Annotated in this window: 12 protein-coding genes; 7 read left to right on the plus strand and 5 right to left on the minus strand. The window is 45.1% G+C overall.

Annotated elements, in window-relative coordinates; genetic code table 11:
* The first annotated feature begins 47 nt into the window (after window positions 1–47).
* The 5 genes from V1467_RS12350 to V1467_RS12370 all read left to right on the plus strand — a co-directional run bounded on the left by V1467_RS12350 (window position 48) and on the right by V1467_RS12370 (window position 7,736).
* Window positions 48–1,163, plus strand: coding sequence for an efflux RND transporter periplasmic adaptor subunit (locus tag V1467_RS12350; RefSeq protein WP_416305277.1), 1,116 nt, complete (start codon window positions 48–50; stop codon window positions 1,161–1,163).
* Window positions 1,164–1,177: 14 nt separating this feature from the next.
* The gene (locus tag V1467_RS12355) at window positions 1,178–4,258 is read left to right on the plus strand and encodes an efflux RND transporter permease subunit (protein ID WP_416305278.1); all 3,081 of its coding nucleotides are present in this window, start codon (window positions 1,178–1,180) and stop codon (window positions 4,256–4,258) included.
* Window positions 4,259–4,700: 442 nt separating this feature from the next.
* On the plus strand, window positions 4,701–6,299 hold the full coding sequence (locus tag V1467_RS12360) for an esterase/lipase family protein (RefSeq protein WP_416308699.1): 1,599 nt from the start codon (window positions 4,701–4,703) through the stop codon (window positions 6,297–6,299).
* An 85-nt stretch (window positions 6,300–6,384) separates the two neighbouring features.
* Window positions 6,385–6,861 carry an FKBP-type peptidyl-prolyl cis-trans isomerase gene (locus V1467_RS12365; RefSeq protein WP_416305279.1) on the plus strand — a complete coding sequence of 159 codons (477 nt, stop codon included), beginning with the start codon at window positions 6,385–6,387 and terminating at the stop codon, window positions 6,859–6,861.
* 188 nt (window positions 6,862–7,049) lie between these two features.
* Window positions 7,050–7,736 (plus strand): hypothetical protein, encoded by a 687-nt coding sequence (locus V1467_RS12370; RefSeq protein ID WP_416305280.1) that lies wholly within the window; start codon window positions 7,050–7,052, stop codon window positions 7,734–7,736.
* 64 nt (window positions 7,737–7,800) lie between these two features.
* Here the strand turns inward: V1467_RS12370 and V1467_RS12375 are convergent, their stop codons facing one another.
* Entirely contained in the window at window positions 7,801–8,481 is a 681-nt protein-coding gene (locus V1467_RS12375) for a glutathione S-transferase family protein (protein ID WP_416305281.1), read from the minus strand.
* A gap of 226 nt (window positions 8,482–8,707) precedes the next feature.
* Here V1467_RS12375 and V1467_RS12380 point away from each other — a divergent pair, with 226 nt between their 5' ends.
* Window positions 8,708–9,376, plus strand: coding sequence for a peptidoglycan recognition family protein (locus V1467_RS12380; RefSeq protein WP_416305282.1), 669 nt, complete (start codon window positions 8,708–8,710; stop codon window positions 9,374–9,376).
* Window positions 9,377–9,414: 38 nt separating this feature from the next.
* Here V1467_RS12380 and V1467_RS12385 read toward each other — a convergent pair whose 3' ends face one another.
* The 4 genes from V1467_RS12385 to V1467_RS12400 form a co-directional block, all read right to left on the minus strand.
* Window positions 9,415–10,905 (minus strand): hypothetical protein, encoded by a 1,491-nt coding sequence (locus V1467_RS12385; RefSeq protein WP_416305283.1) that lies wholly within the window; start codon window positions 10,903–10,905, stop codon window positions 9,415–9,417.
* 95 nt (window positions 10,906–11,000) lie between these two features.
* Window positions 11,001–11,342 (minus strand): FKBP-type peptidyl-prolyl cis-trans isomerase, encoded by a 342-nt coding sequence (locus V1467_RS12390; RefSeq protein ID WP_416305284.1) that lies wholly within the window; start codon window positions 11,340–11,342, stop codon window positions 11,001–11,003.
* 68 nt (window positions 11,343–11,410) lie between these two features.
* Window positions 11,411–13,408: a tetratricopeptide repeat-containing sulfotransferase family protein gene (locus V1467_RS12395; protein WP_416305285.1), complete on the minus strand. Its 1,998-nt coding sequence runs from the start codon at window positions 13,406–13,408 to the stop codon at window positions 11,411–11,413.
* A 125-nt stretch (window positions 13,409–13,533) separates the two neighbouring features.
* Window positions 13,534–16,194, minus strand: coding sequence for a TonB-dependent receptor (locus tag V1467_RS12400; protein ID WP_416305286.1), 2,661 nt, complete (start codon window positions 16,192–16,194; stop codon window positions 13,534–13,536).
* A gap of 268 nt (window positions 16,195–16,462) precedes the next feature.
* Here V1467_RS12400 and V1467_RS12405 point away from each other — a divergent pair, with 268 nt between their 5' ends.
* Window positions 16,463–18,439: a BCCT family transporter gene (locus V1467_RS12405; protein WP_416305287.1), complete on the plus strand. Its 1,977-nt coding sequence runs from the start codon at window positions 16,463–16,465 to the stop codon at window positions 18,437–18,439.
* Window positions 18,440–18,468 lie beyond the last annotated feature (29 nt).

Genomic DNA, 18,468 nt, shown 5'->3' on the forward strand with positions numbered 1-18,468 from the left:
GAGTCAGCTGTTACCCAAAACACTCTTAGCTTTTAAAAGGATTTTTCATGTCACGTAAAGTCTCCATTTTATTTTCTGTGGCCGTATTAGTTGTTATTGTGGTCATCATAGGCGGGATTAAAGCCAAACAGATTGGTTTTATGATCGATAGCGGTGCAGCCTTTGCACAGCCACCTGAAACCGTCAGTGTAAGCTCAGTTGAGCAACAAACCTGGCCAAATACATTGTCCGCAGTCGGTTCACTCGAGGCATGGCAAGGTTTAACCATTACTGCTGAAGTCGAAGGCCGAATTGCCAAGATTCACTTTGATTCCGGACAGCAAGTTAAAGCCGGAGACTTGTTAATTGAACAGGAATCCGGCAACGAAAAAGCCCTGTTACGTGCAGCTTCAGCACGCCTTGGGTTAGCCAAAAATAATCTGCAACGTTTATTAGCACTACGCGAAAAACAATCAGTGTCACAAAGTGCATTAGATGAAGCGGAACAGCTTGTAAATTCGACTCTAGCAGAGGTGGATGATCTTAATGTCACTCTAGCTAAAAAGCATATTGTGGCACCATTCGATGGTCGTTTGGGCATACGTAAAGTGTATTTAGGACAAGATTTACCCTCAGGTACTGAAGTGGTCACCTTGCAGTCTATTGATCAGCTGCGGGTTAATTTTCGCGTTCCGCAGCAATGGGTTAATAAACTAAAATCAGGTTATCCGGTGGAAGTCACTCAGCAAGGTAATACCGTCAGCGGTGAAATCATTGCCACTGCGGCGGAAATTAATAGCCAGACACGTAACTTGCATGTGCAAGCCCAAATCGATAATTCATTGCAAACGCTGTTACCGGGTATGTCGGTGGAGCTGAAAGTCACTTTACCAGTAGAGCAACAGGTACTGTCTATCCCCAATACTGCCGTGCTGTATGCGCCTTATGGTGACACGGTATTTGTCATCGAACCAGGTGAAAAAGGGCAACCGGATACTGTCCGCCAGCAGTTTGTAAAGCTGGGTAATACCCGAGGCGATTTTGTGATGGTTGAAGAAGGCCTGACTGCTGGGCAGCAGGTGGTTAGTGCTGGTGCATTTAAATTGTTTAATGGCATGCCGGTGGTGACTGGTGCAAACCCTGAACCTGAACGCAGCCTTGATCCTCAACCTACTGATTCTTGAGACATTAGACCATTATGAACTTTACTGATCTATTTATTAAACGACCTGTTGTCTCTATTGTTATCAGCATTTTAATCCTGCTGGCTGGATTTCAAGCCGCTTCTAACTTGACGGTACGCCAGTATCCTAAAAGTGATGTATCGGTAATCAACATTCAAACCGTTTACATTGGTGCCAGCGCAGATTTAGTCAAAGGTTTTATCACCAGTCCATTGGAACGGGCAGTTGCCTCTGCCGAAGGGATTGACTATGTCGAATCGAGCTCTTCCCTGGGGTTCTCGGACATTAAAGTCCATCTGAAGCTGAATTTTGACCCCATTAGAGCGATGTCTGAAATCAACGCCAAAGTTAACGCAGTAAGGGGAGAATTACCGCCTGAAGCCGAAGTACCTGCCTTGAGCATTATTTCCGCCGATAGCGAATTTGCCGCCGCTTATCTGAGTTTTACATCGGACATTTTGTCGCAAAACCAGATTACTGATTATTTACGTCGCAGCATTCAACCCCGTTTGGCTGCCATAGATGGCGTACAAAAAGCCGAGACTTTAGGTGGCCGTGTTTTTGCCATGCGTATATGGCTCAAACCTGAAGCGATGGAAGCCATGAATGTTACGCCCAGTGAGTTACGTCAGGCGTTAGCGGCCAATAATGTTCAAGCCACCCTGGGGAAAACCCGAGGCATGTTAACTCAGGTTAACTTAAGTGCTGATACCGATTTAAATTCAGTTGAAGATTTCCAGCAACTTATTATTCGTCGTAATTCGCAGGGTATTATACGTCTGGCAGATGTCGCCGATGTGGAATTAGGTGCCGAAGATTACGATACCGTGGTCAGTTATTCAGGCCAAACTGCGGTGTTTATGGGGATCTGGGTAATGCCCACCGCCAATGCCCTGGATGTTATGAAGGCTGTGCGCGAGGAAATGACAGCGATTCGGGAAAAGCTGCCCACCGGGCTGGATGCCATGGTTTCCTACGATTCCACCGAATACATTGAAACGGCTATCCATGAAGTGGTAAAGACCCTGTCCGAGACGCTGATTATCATTATTATTGTTATTTTCCTGTTTTTGGGTTTTAGCCGTTCAGTCCTTATTCCGGTCTTTGCCATTCCTTTATCATTGATTGGCGCACTGTTTTTAATGCAAATGTTTGGCTTCACCCTGAATTTACTGACGTTGCTGGCCATTGTACTTAGCGTGGGACTCGTTGTGGATGATGCCATCGTTATGGTGGAAAATATTGAACGCCATATTGAAGAAGGTAAATCCCCTATTCAGGCGGCTCTGGTAAGCGCGCGTGAATTAGGCGGGCCTATTATCGCAATGACAGTAACCCTGGTCTCTGTGTACGTACCTATCGGTTTTCAGGGAGGACTCACGGGTACCTTATTCCAGGAGTTTGCCATTACCCTTGCGGGTGCCGTCACCATTTCAGCTATAGTCGCCTTAACATTGTCGCCCATGCTAGGCTCTCGTTGGCTTAAAACCCACAAAAAAGTTAACGCGCCACTAGGCCCAATGTTTGACCGTTTCCAACATTTTTACAGTCGCACCTTAACGGGCAGCTTGAAAAATGGCCCCGCGGTTTATCTATTTTGGTTAGTTATTGCCATATTAGCGGTGGTGATGTACATGATGTCTCCCACTGAATTGGCGCCCAATGAAGATCAAGGCGTTATATTTGGTATTACCGAGGCTCCAGCCAACAGCACTATTGATCAATCGGTGTTTTACGTTGATCAGGCCAATGATGCTTACCAAAGTATTGAAGAGACCGATTTTAGCTTTTTACTCACCTTTCCTAGTAGCGGGTTTTCAGGCATGGTGGTAAAACCCTGGGATCAGCGCGAGCGTAGCGTCTTTGAAATATTGCCTGAAGTGCAACAAAAGCTGGCAGGTATCAGTGGTGTACGAATATTCCCGATTACGCCACCTGCGTTACCGGGAGGTGGCAGCTTTCCATTTGAATTTGTGCTGACCTCACAAGCTGATCCAGAACAGATTTATGAAATATCACAAGTGCTGGTAAACAAAGCAATGGAAAGTGGCAAGTTTGCCTTCCCGCCGATGATTGATTTAAAAATTGACCAGCCCGACGCACGTTTAAAAATTAATCGGGATAAAGTCGCGGAACTGGGGCTGGACTTACAAACCGTCACCCGAGATCTCGCTGTGTTACTGGGTGGAAACTACGTTAACCGTTTTAATATGGATGGCTATAGCTATAAAGTCATCCCTCAGGTAAAACGGTCAGCACGACTAAACCCTGCGGATATAGAAAATCTTTATGTGACGGGTCTAGGCGGCAATATGGTGCGTGTCGCCGACATTGCGGACATTGAAACTAACACTGTGCCACGCAGCCTTAACCGCACACAGCAAATGAATTCTGTCAAAATTAGTGGCCAACCGACCACTTCGCTAGGTGAAGCTCTTACCTATATGGAAACTGAAGCACGTAAGATTATGCCTCAGGGGTACGGTATTGATTACACCGGTCAGTCACGACAACTAAAACTTGAGGGCGATTCATTTTTAACCGCCTTTTTAATGGCCATTACCATGATATTTTTAGTACTGGCGGCTCAGTTTAATAGTTTTCGCGATCCATTAGTTATTTTGGGTGGTTCGGTACCATTAGCCTTATTTGGTGCGATGGTTTTTACCTTTTTAAAAATTCCCGCCCCTATGCCTTATTGGACTGACGGCTGGACAACCACCTTGAATATCTATTCGCAAGTAGGCTTGGTGACTTTAGTCGGCCTTATCGCCCGTAACGGTATCCTGGTCGTGGAATTTGCCAATAAACTGCAAGAACAAGGCAAATCAAAATTAGACGCCGTACAACAAGCCTCAATTATCCGCTTACGGCCAGTAATGATGACGAGCATAGCGACCATTGCAGGCCATACTCCACTGATTTTTGCCGATGGTGCTGGCGCAGGCGCACGTAATGCCATTGGCCTGGTATTGGTTTGTGGTATGGCCATAGGGACGATATTCACACTGTACGTACTTCCCTCGGTATATATGCTATTGGCCAAGGATCACAGTAAAGCGGAACACTTGCAGGCTGAATATCAGAGTGTATAGGCTAATGCCCTATTGAGGATATTCAGCTAATAATGGTTGCTCAGCGCATTTTAACCGCTGTGTCAGAACACTTGCCTAATAATGCCCCGGGTGCAGCGATGCTGCCTCAGGGCTTAAAGTGTTAGTGTCCGCAATTTATTCTTTAGCGATCGAGGCTAGTCATTGACAACATCTAAAATCTTTAATTTATAACCCTATTTTAGAATTAAACGACATTTTTCCTCAGAACTAGAGTATTTTAATTCCACACTGTTGTTGCATCACTATCTATAAACTGCTGAATTATTTATTATTCGAAAATATATGACTGTAGAACGGTTAGCTGGAAGCTTTGCAGGAACAACCTCACTTCCCCCGCTACTCGTTGCGCATTATCAATGCGACTGTCGGACTATACAGCTTGTTATGTCAACTCAACACGGAGGTTATCAACTTGAACAAAGTGGTTTTAAATATCTGTGGCTGTTTAGTCTCGTTTTTTATGCTGTCTTCATGCACCTATCTTAAATATGCTTCGGTTCAGGCGAATTACGCGCAAATACAGAATGCCGCCCCCAGCCAGATAAACTTGAAACACATGCTAGACCGTGAAACATTTTTCGTGATCGGGAGGACATTTGATCAGTCTGGTAAATACGCTGATGTTTCTTTAGCTGTCGCCGCTTACTCTGACAAATATAAACGCAACGAGCGTGTTGATATGATGTTCTTCAAAGGCACCGGCACGCATTTCGGGCTAAATCTACCCGATGGTGACTATGATTTGCTGATATACGCCGACATCAACGGAAATCATATTTTTGAGCAAAACGAAACTGTAGGCGAGCGTAAACTTAGTCTCAGTAAAACACTCTATCCCCAATTGATTGTCAACCAGATTGATATTCCATTAACAGCCAGTAAAGTGTCGGCTCGATCTGAAAAAATTGCGCTGCCAGAGAACGTTGAAACCAAGCAATCTCTTTATTACCCCTCGGGAACAATACGTACGCTTGACGATCCGCTATTTAGCCAGAATATGTCAACCTTGGGTATGTACGATCCGGCATCTTTTCTGGAAAATGCTTCAACCATGTTTTATGCACTTGAAGAAGATACTGCGCACAAGATACCGATAGTCTTTGTGCATGGTATCAATGGTACACCAAGATCGTTTGAACCCATCATAAAACGCCTTGACCGGAACCGATACAAACCATGGTTTTTCTATTACCCCTCGGGTGGCGATTTGGATCAACTAGCCGATTTCTTTTATAACATCTTTCTCTCAGGCGATGTTATTCCTTTGGGAGACATGCCACTCATCGTAGTTGCTCATAGTATGGGCGGAGTGGTGGTGAGGGAAGCAATCAATAAATATAAAGGTCTGGACCGCGAAAATACGCTCAAACTATTTGTTACTGTAGCCAGCCCTTTGGGAGGCAACCTGGCTGCTGCTGCGGGTGAGAAACACGGGCTGCTCGTCCTGCCCGCTTGGCGAGACCTGAATCCCGACAACCGATTTATTCAACAACTATATAGACAGCCGTTGCCAGAATTCGTCAATCACCAGCTTTTTTATGCTTACAGAAACTCCAATATTTTAAAGTTGGGCGAAAATAGTGATGGCGTGGTGTCATTGTCCAGTCAGCTGCATCCGGAAGCGCAGAAACAGGCCAATCGAACATTTGGATTTGACAGTGGTCACGTCGATATACTTTCCAATGAAAAAATGACGATCCTGCTTCTTGACTTGATAGGTAGTGTACATGGCATATTTTCGGAACAAAGCATGGCGGCACTGGTTGACGGTGGTTTTGAAATACAGTTAAGTGACAATTATAGCCCCACCACCAGACACTTGATTCACTACGCTGGCAAGTATCTGACAATGCTTGTTTATGGTCTAATTGAACCTATGCAATCACAAAAACATTTTATTTTGGCAGCGCAGGGTGAAGTACAAGCTACAACTGATTTAGAAAAAGAGTTTATTATGTTTATGCAAGAATACCCCGCCCTTGTCGATGAAGTATTAACGACAAAAACTGAGAAAAATTAGTTTAATGCATAAATACAATCCACACAGTAAGAGCGTTTATTGTTAACAGCAAAGCCCTATCTATCCAATATCAGGTAAACAATTGATGAAGTATTTAAACAGACTGAATGCCGTTATTTTAATATCTGCTGTTATGACGGGATGTGCCTCTACCTCCGGTGAATGCACTAAACCGGGTGCGGCGCTTAACCAGGTCAATGAGCAGGTTTTCTTTATCCAGAACGCCAAAAAAGACGGAGTCATAAAATCCCCCCATGGCTACCAATATAAAATACTCCAGCGCGGCAGCGGCAAAGTTCATCCTGAATCCGGTGATACGGTTATCGCCAACTATGTGACCCGTCGTCTGGATGGCACAGTAATCGACAGCGGTTATAGCAGCGCACTGCCGGTTTCCAAAGTGATTGAAGGCTGGAAGCTGGCGTTAAGCGAAATGGTGGTCGGTGACGCCTGGACGTTATACATTCCGGCCAAACTGGCTTACGGTTGCAAAGCCCAACCCCAGCAGTTTGGCTACGATGAAGCGCTGATGTTTGATCTGGAATTGTTGAAGATTGAGTAAACAGTGCTACGGATTCTGCCCTTTAATATACAAATCTCATATACACCAATAACTTAAAAGTGATTGTTGTAGATAAATAACGATGCTAAGTTATTGACTAGCTGGCATAAATCATCTTGTTTCCGGATCAAACAACAGCATCGGATTTATTCAGCCATCGGGATTTGACCCTGTTTTGAGTATTCAATATGAGCACCAAAATAAAGCTGGCAATTGATGTTATTGGAATAATAATCACCCTGACCGGATTTGGCTTACTGGTAGCGGATGAAAAGTATCTGATCAGTGGTTTGTTGCTCCTGATAGCCCTCGTATTGTTAACTTATGCCATTCACTTATCGCGTTCAAAACCTTATAAAGTCAAGTCTACCTTATTTGAATATGAGTTCCTCGATCCGGGGCCGGCCAAAACCAAAGTTGTAAAGACCACGATATTTACTCCGTTGGAGAAGAATATAGCTTCATTCAATGACTTGGGCATTGGGGCTGAAGGCAGGATTGGCAACATCTCCACACTCAATGGTACCTGTATCGTCACCAAACACGGCGGTGCCATATCAGCGACCACATATTTTGATACCGCTCTTCCTGTCGGACAGGAATACCATCATCAGATTAGCTACTATGGGAGTCATTGCTTCCCCGATGCCAAGGAAAATGTTGTCCATTCAATTATTCACAACATTGATTTAGCTGTTATCAAGATTCAATTTCACCAAGACAAAAAGCCGTCGAACCTTAAGGCCATTCATACTATTGGTAGTCAAAAAACCGATATCACAGCAACCAATATAAAGATGACCAATTTACTGTGTGTGCTGGAAATCAAAAAACCTGAACGAGGATCGGTTTTCGAAATTAAGTGGGAATGGTAGTTATCAACGGCCATAATAACCTGTTCCCCCTCTACGCCCATATGCCAGCACAAAGCCAAGTCTTTTACAATTCTGCTGACAGGTTGTTAAACACAGTCAATTGAGCATCAAAGGCACGCTTGAATGCCGGACGATCTTCGCCACGGGCAACATAGGCGGCAAGATTGGGGTAATTGTCGAGTAGACTAGAACTTTTCAGCCTGCGCAGGACTTGTATCATTAACAAATCTCCAGCGCTGAAGTCGCCATCCAGCCAATCTGCCTTACCAAGCCGGTTGGATAACTGAGCCAGGCGGCTATCAATACGTTCCTCTACCAAGGGTAAACGTTGCTGATGCCAGTTTCTGTCGCTTTCGGCCAGTATTGCCACCTCACGCTGGACAATAACCGGCTCCATTGTGCTAACAGCGCTAAACATCCACATAATCGCACGAGCGCGAGCATTGGTATCCGGTGGCAACAGTCCACTATGCTGCTGCGCAATATGCAGCACTATTGCGCCTGATTCACACAAAGTAAGTTCCTCATGCTGGTATGTAGGGATTTGACCAAATGGTTGAAGGGCCAGATGCGCTGTTTGTTTCATGGCTCGAAACGAGACCAGATGAACATCATAGGCCTGCCCCACTTCTTCAAACGCCCAGCGCACAGGCATGTCGCGAGCCAGTCCCCGACCGCGATCAGGAGAATGCTCAAAGGCAGTGATGGTGGGGATTGTTTTGCAATTTTGCTGATTATCTGACATGACTGTTCTCTCCGGTTTAGCTAATGCTGATATCCATTAGTCGAGTAGTGAAACAACAATTCGACATGTTCAATAAAACTATCTGCTGCTTTTAATAACCCATTAACATCACACCGCCTGTCCCCCACTCCCCACAGCGACATTGAAGGTTAAAGGCAACCTTGAACCCGAACAGTAATACTGAAAGAATAAACCAAACAAATTAAACGCGATTTACAGAGCATCCATGAAAAAATATCTTATCTGTCTGTTGGCCTTCAGTTTTCAAACTATCGCGACACAAGACATCAAGCCCGATTTTGACATTATTCAAAAACCGATTCTGTTCGATCAGCAGCGCAAGGATCTCACGCTGGAATATATGCAAGCGCATTACGGCATCGTTCAGGATGAGCCAACCATCAAGCCCACCATGATAACGGTACATTGGACTGTGATACCTACCTTTGAAAAAACCTTCAATGCCTTTAATTCGGCCACCCTACCAGCCGCGCGCAGCAAAATCAGTAGTGCCGGAGCGCTGAATGTTTCCAGCCAGTTTGTCATAGACCGTGATGGCACTATCTACCAGTTAATGCCGGAAACCATTATGGCCCGCCATGTGATTGGTCTGAATTACACGGCCATAGGCATCGAAAATATTGCCGATGGCGATTCTTTACCCATGACCGACGCACAACTGGAAGCCAATACCAAACTCATCAAATATCTGGCCCGCAAATACCCTATTGATTATGTATTCGGTCACAGTGAATACCAGCATTTTAAAGGCACACCGCTGTGGAAAGAAAAAGACGATAATTATCTGACCGAGAAAAACGACCCGGATGCCGAATTTATGGGTAAGTTACGCAGCCGCTTAACCGATTTAAAGTTATCACCGCTCCCCAACTAAAGATAAGCAGGGAATCGAAGTGCCGGTTCCCAATTTAACTACCAAGCAAACCCATCAGCGTTACCGGGATTTATATCTTTAATTAATTTTGTCCCCGATTCAGTCCCATCCGATATCCATAACTCTAAGCCATGAATTCCATCATCAATTCTTATAAGAAAGCGGTTATCATGGAATGCAAGTAACTCTGTATTCGCGTTATAACTTGCGACAGCAAAACTGAAATTAGGGTTGAACGTAAAATTAGTTACAGGCACAGTCCCAAACTCTGTGCCATCTGAAACCCATAAATCATCACCAAATCCATTAGTTCCATAGAAATACATTTTGTCATTAAATATTTCAAATCCATTAGTGCCATTTAAATCATCCAGTAATGTATTTCTATCTGTGCTTAAGCAGTCACTTAATCGCTGTGTAGTTTCTGATGTGCCATTAGACTTCCAAATCCCGGTGTTACATTCTGAAGGACCCTTTGCAATAAAAAATAAAACCCCATCATAATTCACAATAATCCTGGGTGAGGAACTACCTTCACCAGGGTCAATATCTGACACCATATATGTTCCGAGTTCCGAACCATCGGAAGTCCATAGCTCATGGCCAAAATCTTGTGCATTACTGGTGAAATATAATTGATTGTTAACAGCGACTAAGTTTCTGGGTGTTGAGCCAGCACTCAAAAACTGATTAATATCTTTTACCATTAGGGTACCATCAGACGTACCGTCTGATTTCCATAATTCATCACCATAATTATCATCTGAAGCACTAAAAAATAGTACTCCACCAACATTGGTGAAATGGCTAGGGCACGTACGTCCAATACTTGGAAAGAATGTTTTAACTGTTGTTGTGCCAATTTCTGTTCCGTCTGACTTCCAGAGCGCACAACCACCTATATCGGAATAACCGTTAAAATAAAGAAAGTCACCCATAACAAAAATTTCATACCGACGTAAACCCGAAGTTCCGTCAGGCCCTAACTCTTTCACAATAGATGTCCCATCGGCAGTCCCATCTGATTTCCACAGCTCATAACCGCCAACACCATCTGTTCCGTAAAAATAAATATTGTTATTTTTACTTATAATAAAAGCATCTCTGTCAACAAATGTATTTCCAAATAGATTTACGTCTTTAACTAATACAGTACCTTCCGTTGTCCCATCTGACTTCCATAACTCTCGCCCTGTTACACCATCATCCGCACTAAAAAATAAGTAACCATTGCTATATATTAATTGACTAGGTCTAGAGTCACCGTCAGGATTAATATCTTTCACCATTACTGTGCCTGATAAAGAGCCATCTGTTTTCCACAACTCTTTTCCGTGAATACCATCATTAGCAACAAAAAAATGTTCATTTCTAACTATCGTTTTACCGGTAGTTATATCTTCTGGTTCTGGAGTGACTACAGGTGGATTTAGTGGTGGGGACTCTACCGAAGTTCCACTATCAGTCCCTCCTCCACATCCAGCAAGTTGAAAAACCAATAATGCTAAACATACGTTCCTTGTAAACAAAATGACTACTCCAAATAATTGAATAATTGTTATTGAGACAAAATTAAAATAATACGCCCATATTAAATCAATTGTTATATGAGCGTTCAGAAAAATCAGTTATCGCGAGTTAGCACTTCGAGCAATTCAATTTCAAAAATAAGATTGCTATTGGGCGGGATCATATTGCCAATTTGGCGCTCACCATAGGCCAGTTCTGCGGGCACCCAAAGTTTGCGTTTGCCGCCCACCTTCATACCATTCAAACCTGTGAGCCAGCCCTGAATCACCCGTTTATTGCTCAATACTACCTGGAACGGTTGACCCTTGTTGTAGGACGAATCAAATTCGCTGCCATCTTCCAGCCAGCCACGATAATGGGCAGTAATCAATGCGCCACGTCCGGCGATTTCACCTGTACCTTCAATTAAATCATCTATCTTAACTTGTTGTTCCATTTATACTTTCTCAAATAATTAGCTTGTGAATATGTTCACCTATTGTCGAAAACAGTTAAATATCGACCTCACCGGCAGTCGTGAAAGCGTATTGTTAATGGCTTTAGATCGTCAGCATAATGCTTCCATTGCTCCAGTGCCGAGGTGTAAATAGGCTGGCGTACCTGTTCGGAACTGGGGGTTTTGATATTGCGTCTGGTTTGATGAAAGTCGATGCAATTTTGCTCAAAAGGTAAGCCACAAAAATCCAGCATTCGCCGTACTTGCCCTTCCAGATCGTGCACTACCTCCTCATGTTGAACCCGCAGTACAAAACCCGGCAGGACCTTATCCCAATGCTCCATCAGTTTGATATAAGACTGATAATAACGTCCGATATCGTCAAGGTCATAACTGAAGTCCTGTCCTTCACCAAAGAGTTGCTTATAACCGCTAAAACAGCAGGACATAGGGTGACGGCGGGCATCGATAATTTTGGCCTTGGGCAATATCAATTTAATCAAACCAATATGCATAAAGTTATTCGGCATTTTATCAATAAATAACGGTGCGCCTTCCCGATATACCTGGGTATCGTTTATATATTGCTGGCCAAAACGCTTAAAGTAACTCTCTTCCAATTCCCACAAATTACCCGGATAGCGGGCCTGTTCAGCGGCAGTACGTCCACGTAAACGTAACGCTAATCCCAGAATATTATGCAATTCCATAGTGCCGTCCACCATGGAATGGGAAGCCAGTATCTGTTCCAGCAAGGTGGAACCGGCACGGGGTAACCCGACAATAAAAATTGGTGCCGGATCATCTAAGCCCAGATGGCCGCGCTGCTGGAATAATTCAGCCGTACAATGCTTAATTTGCGCGTCAATCTGCATCTCGGTTTTATCCGCAGAATAACCGGATTGTTGGCTTTTTAACTGATTCCCCCGTTGATAGTATTCAAAGGAAAACGGGTAGTCTTTCCGATCCTCCAGCGCTTTACCGACGGCAAAGCATAAATGGATACGATCCTCTAACCCGGTTTGCGGATTGGCTTCTAGCTGCTTCATCTGGGCTAATTCTGCATCACTAAAGCGATAGGTTTTAGTATTGGCCAAACTCCAGTAGGCGTCACCAAAAGCGGGTTTAATCTGATAAGCCTGTTGATAAGTCTGCACCGCCAAATCTACCTGTCCATTGGCTTTATAGGCATGACCCAGTTGAACTTGCAGCCCTGCCCTTTGCGGATCCTGTTTCAATACTTGATTAAACAGTTCAATGCCTGCTTGTATGTTACCCAGCCCAATTTGGACATTACCCATCGCCATTTGGTATGACGGGTTATCCGGCTGACTTGCAAGCAACATCTTGGCCTGATCCAAAGCAGGTTTGAACTTACCCAAACGCAGCAGTAACCCAAGGTATTCACTGCGAGCTCGGTGATGATCAGGTTCAAGTTCAACACAGCTTTCCAGCAAAAATTCGGCATCATCGTATATGCGCAGACGAATACCGATTTGGGCCAGTAGACACATGCCTTCGATGTGGTGTTTATGCTGTTGCAAAAAATGACGGCATAGTTGATCCGCTTTGTGCAGTTTTCCTTCATACATCAGATCTTGTGCACCAAGCAGTGGCGGCGGTAACTGTTGTAAAAACTGGTATTGCTGCAGTGCTTGCTGAGATTGCTCGGTCTGTCCCTGTTGTTGCAGTAGTTGGGCCAATTGTTGCCAGCTGGCGATTAAAGCCGGATTTAACTGAGTGGCCCAGCGAAAGGATGGAATAGCGCGATCAGCCTGTTGCAGCCCCATGTGTATATAACCCATTTCTTGATAGGCACGGGCATGATCGGTATTGTGATCGAGTAACTGCTTGATTGTTTTCAATGCGGCTGGCAGCTGCTGAGCATAGCGCTGGGCGACTCCCAACAGATACAATAGTTGCTGATATTCACTATCCGTTGCTGTTTGTTGCAGCATGTGTTGCGCAGAATCTATGGCTGCGGAAAATTGTGCTTGTTGAATTTGCTGTTGGATCTCGTGTAAACGAGCTTGAAAAACCTCGTTTTGCTGTTCTTTCGTCTTCACTTCATCCTTCAAATCCAGATCTCTCCCATGCGATATTTAGGCGGATTGGCCTTCTATAAAAAAGGCAAGCCAAGAACAGCTTGCCTTTATTTTTAAGGGCTGACAAGCCCATTCATCTGCTGTTTCTAATACATATCGTAAGAAAAACGCATACCGATGGTACGTGGACGACTGCTGACCACTTTAGGGGTAAACTGCTGTGTATCAATATACTGATCCCCACGCTCATCGGTGATGTTGTCTATATACAGTTCCGCTTTCCACTCATCGGTTCTGATGCCAAAGGCAATATTGGCTACCGCATAGCTTTCCTGTACATAACGACCTCCAGCGAATCCATTGCCGTTAGTATCGGTATAATTAACACCAGAATAAACATCCGCTTCCTGTTGTATCTTCAGACCGCTGCCGGTTCCGTAAATCAGGCGGGTGGCATCTTCCATCACATAGGCATCCATACTCATGCCAACCAGGCGATCTCCGGTATAGTTAATCGCGCCGTTGACATAACCTTCCCAGCCATTTTCCAGCATATAGAAATAACTGGCCTGCAGATTTCCGGAGAATTCTGCCGAGAATGGCAGGCGACTGCCTTCAGGTGGCGCAATCCCGCGTAACTCGTTATTAATTTCGGTGAGCTCAGTATCCATCCAGCTCATAGCTCCGCTTAATACCAGATTGTCGGTCGCGTACCACTGGAAATCAGCATCCAGACCGAGAATTTCGGCTTTGCCCACATTATCGGTAAACACCAAGAAACTGATATTGGTCGGGTCAAAACGGGAGGTTTGCAGATCGTCGATCTCGGAGTAATAAGCGGTTGCATTGATACGTAACGTACCCTCCAAAAAGTCACCTTTGGTACCTAATTCATAGTTGGTTAAGGTGTCCGTGGTAGAGTAAACCGGGATACGGAAATCGGCAAAGGCACCTTCAGGTTTAGCGGCTGCACCGCCACCAACGCGGTTGGTCACCGGCGGACGAAAGCCTTCGGAATAGGTGGCAAAGATCAACAGGTCGTCGTTCATCTTCCAGTCTATTGATGCCTTGTAAATCACGTCATCAACGGTCAAGGTTCCGTTATCATCCAACAAGCTGACATCTAACTGGCCGCTGTCGATCGCATCAATATAGCCTTGCGCTGCGTCTTCACCAAAAAAGTCGATCAATGCCTGATTGCTGCCATCACCAAAGGCGCGCAAGCGGCCACTGACATCTACCGTTGAAGTGGAACCTTTATAGGTATCGTCAATCTGATACCAGCGGGCCCCCAATGTCAGGGTCAAAGTATCGGTCAGGTCATATTCACCCTGTCCAAATACGGCAATCTGCTCAATGGTATGGGTTATATCATTAACAAAACCGATCTCTGACGGGAAGGGTCCACCGTCACTATTAATCCCCTCGTTCCCGGGTAGTGTGCGCGCCATATTAGGGAACAGATCGGTATTGGGGATCTTGAAAGAACCAATGGTGGACAAGTCCTGATCATCATAGAACACCCCTGCCGTTAGCCGCCAGCGATTTTCCACCGGAGTGTTAAAGCGCAGTTCATGGGTTACGCGATTAGTATCGGTGTCTTCATGATAAAACTTGGTCGGATCAAGACATTCCTGTTCTTCTGCCGGCAAACCATAATAGCTGCATACGTAATAGGCAGAAAACAAGCCACCATTGGTATATCCGGTATAGTCAATCAACGAATTAATTTCACGATCCAGATAACCACCGGTATAAACGATATCCAACTTGGCCAAACGTCCTTCCAGCGTCCAGGTGGTCAGGCCGAAATCATCGTCATTTCTTTCTGGCTGAAAACGGTTAGTGGAGCTTTCACCCTCAAGATTAGGATCGTAGGAAAACACCCCTTCGGTACTCAAAGACTGCTGAGTATGCTGGACCAGCAAATTCCAGTCCTGACTAATATGGTAAGAGGCACTAAAACGGGCGCCGGAGTATATAGCATCGTTAATATCATCTTCGACCAACGAGTCATTTTTGGGCACCACAATAGGCGTATTAGCCGGATCAGCCAGCACGCCACCCGAAATACGGCTGATGACTACGGCACTGCCGCGGTAACCCCCATTATCAGGATCATTGAGAATATTATCTATCCAGCCCCCCTGCGAATCATTATAAGCCGCAATTCTAAGCGCCAGATCATCGGTGGGTGTAATGTTGAGATAGGCCTCAACCGAGTTGCTCATTTCTCCACCTTTGGTGGCGCTGATACTGGTTTTAAAGCCGGCTGAAAAACCCGAGTGATCAGGCTTATTGGTGATCATTCTGATGGTACCGGCTTGCGAGCTGGCACCAAATAAGGTTCCCTGAGGTCCGGGTAACACCTCTACCCTTTGCATATCGGTGGCATAGACATCCAGGTTTCTACCCTGCATGGATACCGGTTGCTCATCCAGATAAAAAGCGACCGAAGGCTGCAGCGCCTGCACAGTGGATACCGAAATATTGGTTTGCGTCGTCGCAGCGCCACGAATGTAGACTTCATTCTGTCCCGGACCTGTGCCCTGAAATACCACATTGGGCAGGAACTCAACATACTCGTTAAAATTATCCAGTCCCAGCTTGTCTAGCTGTTTACCATTTAAAGCACTGATGGATACGGGTACATCCTGAATGGACTCTGATCGTTTTGTTGCAGTGACCTGGATGGTTTCAATTTTATTTTTTGCGCCATCCGGACTGGCGGGTTCCGCTGCCATAGCGTAATTACCACTAGCCATGGCTAATACAATTGCAGAAGCAATTTTATTTTTACTAAACATAGTTAACACCTGTTGTTTGAAGACCATGATCTCCTGATAAGTTGAACGTTCTCTAATTATTAGTGAACTACCAATTTCTGGAAATGTTTCTTCCGACAACTAAATACACTAACAATAAAAAATACTAATAAAAAGAATATATTACTTGATATTCATTTGTTATTTTAAACTACTTTGCTAAATAAACATTTATTTGTGTACTAATTATTATTGTTTGCTTAGTGTCAGCATTCAAAGTAGTTTATTTATGTTCCTGTAAAACTAACGGATGCCATTACTACTTATGCAACCTACTGTTGTAAAACTTAACCCGGCGGTGTTTTACCCCTCTGCGGTAATTATTCTGTTATTAAGTCTATTTGCCGGATTCTTGCCCAAAACCGCCAAAGATCTGTTTGCGGCGATCCAGGCAGAAATTATCAGCAATGCCAGCTGGTTTTACGTGCTTAGCGTGGCCATTATTCTGGTATCTGTCGTGCTGCTGGGGATTTCCCGTTATGGTGAAATAAAACTGGGGCCGGATCACTCTACGCCTAAATACAGTCTGATTACCTGGTTTTCCATGCTCTTTTCCGCCGGGATGGGAATTGGGCTGATGTTCTTTGGTGTGGCCGAACCTGTGATGCACTTTCTGAGTCCACCCACAGCCGAGCCGGCCAGTCTGGCTGCTGTTCGTCAGGCGATGTTAATGACTTTTTTCCATTGGGGTTTGCACGCCTGGGCTATTTATGCCGTTGTGGCGTTAATGCTGGCGTTTTTCGCCTATCGCCATAATTTGCCGTTAACCTTGCGATCCGCGCTTTATCCGCTAATTGGCGACAAAATATACGGTCCGATTGGCCATATGGTCGATATATTTGCCGTCATCGGGACGGTATTTGGCGTCGCGACATCACTAGGATTTGGTGCTGCACAGGTCAATTCCGGACTACATTATCTGTATAACGTTCCAAACAACATCAATATGCAATTACTGATTGTTGGCATCATCAGTCTGATGGCAGTCGCCTCTGTCGCATCCGGTCTGGATAAAGGCATTCGCAGATTATCCGAATTAAATATGGTTTTGGCGGTGGGCCTGGTGGGACTTATTCTGGCATTGGGGAGCACGATATTTTTGCTAGAAGCATTCGTGCAAAACACCGGTGCGTACCTTTCCAGTCTGGTCAGCAATACCTTCAACCTGTTTGCCTACGACAAAACGGACTGGATTGGCGGTTGGACCATTTTTTATTGGGGATGGTGGCTGGCCTGGGCACCTTTTGTCGGCTTATTTATTGCCAAAATCTCCCGTGGCCGCACCATTCGGGAGTTTATCCTTGGCGTACTGCTGGTGCCGACGACCTTCACATTGTTATGGATGACTATTTTTGGCAATTCAGCCATTGAACTGATTTTTAATCAGGGTATGACCGAGCTGGGACAGGCGGTCGAGCGAGATACCGCCTCGGCACTTTTCCAGTTTCTGGAACATTTCCCGATGGTCAGTTTACTATCCGGTATCGCCATATTAATGGTTGTAGTGTTTTTTGTAACCTCGGCTGACTCGGGTGCATTGGTGGTCGATATGTTGTGTTCCAATGGTCAAACCAATACGCCGGTCTGGCAGCGAATTTTCTGGGCGTCGATTGCCGGAGTCGTTGCCATGGCACTGATGCTGGCAGATGGTCTGGAAGCCCTACAAACCATGACAATAGCCAGCGCGTTACCTTTTACCCTGGTGCTGATGTTGGGTTTGACCGGATTATTCAAGGCCTTACGCATTGATGTATACAAACGCGAGAGCCTTAATGCCACCAGCATTGCTCATGGTATCGCCGCCACCCAGCAGGACTGGCGTCAGCGTTTAAGCCGGATCATCGATTTTCCGGCCCAGGATCCGGTGACAGAATTTATCCAGTCCACAGTCAAACCGGCCCTGACCGATGTCGCGCTAGAGTTGGAAAAAAAAGGCTTAACCGTAGAAGTTAACAGTCCCGACAAGCAAAGTTGTGTGCTGCAGGTAATGCATGGTGACGAGATAGAATTTACTTACGGTGTTTACTGTCGACAGCATGCGCAACCGGCATATATCCATGACGACGTGACAAACAGCAATACCGAACAGACCTATTATCGCGCCGAAGTGTATCTGCGTGAGGGCGGCCAAGATTACTGTTTAATGGGCCGGTCTAAAATTGAAGTGATAAATGACATACTCGAGCAATACCAGAAGCATTTATACTTTTTACATATGCTGCGCTAACCCTTCTCCCCTTGGCTGATGGTCAAGGG

The organism is Neptunicella plasticusilytica (assembly GCF_047922965.1).
GTDB lineage: Bacteria > Pseudomonadota > Gammaproteobacteria > Enterobacterales > Alteromonadaceae > Neptunicella > Neptunicella plasticusilytica.

What these genes read in the sequence shown, in the direction of transcription:
- V1467_RS12405 (WP_416305287.1), top strand. Translation starts at nt 16,463, where the DNA reads ATGCCATTACTACTTATGCAACCTACTGTTGTAAAACTTAACCCGGCG.
- V1467_RS12350 (WP_416305277.1), top strand. Translation starts at nt 48, where the DNA reads ATGTCACGTAAAGTCTCCATTTTATTTTCTGTGGCCGTATTAGTTGTT.
- V1467_RS12370 (WP_416305280.1), top strand. Translation starts at nt 7,050, where the DNA reads ATGAGCACCAAAATAAAGCTGGCAATTGATGTTATTGGAATAATAATC.
- V1467_RS12380 (WP_416305282.1), top strand. Translation starts at nt 8,708, where the DNA reads ATGAAAAAATATCTTATCTGTCTGTTGGCCTTCAGTTTTCAAACTATC.
- V1467_RS12365 (WP_416305279.1), top strand. Translation starts at nt 6,385, where the DNA reads ATGAAGTATTTAAACAGACTGAATGCCGTTATTTTAATATCTGCTGTT.
- V1467_RS12390 (WP_416305284.1), bottom strand. Translation starts at nt 11,342, where the DNA reads ATGGAACAACAAGTTAAGATAGATGATTTAATTGAAGGTACAGGTGAA.
- V1467_RS12375 (WP_416305281.1), bottom strand. Translation starts at nt 8,481, where the DNA reads ATGTCAGATAATCAGCAAAATTGCAAAACAATCCCCACCATCACTGCC.
- V1467_RS12400 (WP_416305286.1), bottom strand. Translation starts at nt 16,194, where the DNA reads ATGTTTAGTAAAAATAAAATTGCTTCTGCAATTGTATTAGCCATGGCT.
- V1467_RS12355 (WP_416305278.1), top strand. Translation starts at nt 1,178, where the DNA reads ATGAACTTTACTGATCTATTTATTAAACGACCTGTTGTCTCTATTGTT.